Below are 662 nucleotides of genomic sequence, written 5' to 3'. Positions count from 1 at the left end.
TTTAAATTTTTGAATGTTGTGTTGTTATTGATAAAAAGGGCTATTCTTAGAAGTTCGAGATAATTGAAGCGGTATCATTGAAATTCGAAATGATCGAGGCGGTGTACTGAGCGCCAACGTTTGAGATAATCGAAGCCGTTTTGTGGTTAAGGCTATCTTGATTGTTGAATTTTGCTACAGTAGACTTAGAAACAGAAAGCTTGTTGTTAGTTGTGATAGATTTCATGGCAATAAGAGTTTTAAATTTTTGAATGTTGTGTTGTTATTGGTAAAAAAGGGCTGTTCTTAGAAGTTCGAGATAATTGAAGCGGTATCATTGAAATTCGAAATGATCGAGGCAGTGTACTGAGCGCCAACGTTTGAGATAATCGAAGCCGTTTTGTGGTTAAGGGTATCTTGGTTGTTGAATTTTGCTACAGTAGATTTAGAAACAGAAAGCTTGTTGTTAGTTGTGATAGATTTCATGGCAATAAGAGTTTTAAATTTTTGAATGTTGTGTTGTTATTGATAAAAAGGGCTATTCTTAGAAGTTCGAGATAATTGAAGCGGTATCATTGAAATTCGAAATGATCGAGGCGGTGTACTGAGCGCCAACGTTTGAGATAATCGAAGCCGTTTTGTGGTTAAGGCTATCTTGATTGTTGAATTTTGCTACAGTAGAC

Annotated in this window: 2 protein-coding genes; both read right to left on the bottom strand. The window is 35.6% G+C overall.

All coding sequences use genetic code 11. From position 1 onward, the window contains the following. Positions 1 to 46: 46 nt before the first annotated feature. Positions 47 to 226 carry a hypothetical protein gene (locus BWI92_RS26705; protein WP_095161367.1) on the bottom strand — a complete coding sequence of 60 codons (180 nt, stop codon included), beginning with the start codon at positions 224 to 226 and terminating at the stop codon, positions 47 to 49. Between the two features lie 59 nt (positions 227 to 285). Beyond that, positions 286 to 465 carry a hypothetical protein gene (locus BWI92_RS26700; protein ID WP_095161366.1) on the bottom strand — a complete coding sequence of 60 codons (180 nt, stop codon included), beginning with the start codon at positions 463 to 465 and terminating at the stop codon, positions 286 to 288. Between the last annotated feature and the right edge of the window lie 197 nt (positions 466 to 662).

Source organism: Flectobacillus sp. BAB-3569 (assembly GCF_002270355.1).
Classification (GTDB): Bacteria; Bacteroidota; Bacteroidia; order Cytophagales; family Spirosomataceae; genus Flectobacillus; species Flectobacillus roseus.
The sequence above is the reverse complement of the archived record's forward strand: the minus strand, read 5'-3'. Positions and strand labels throughout refer to the sequence as shown.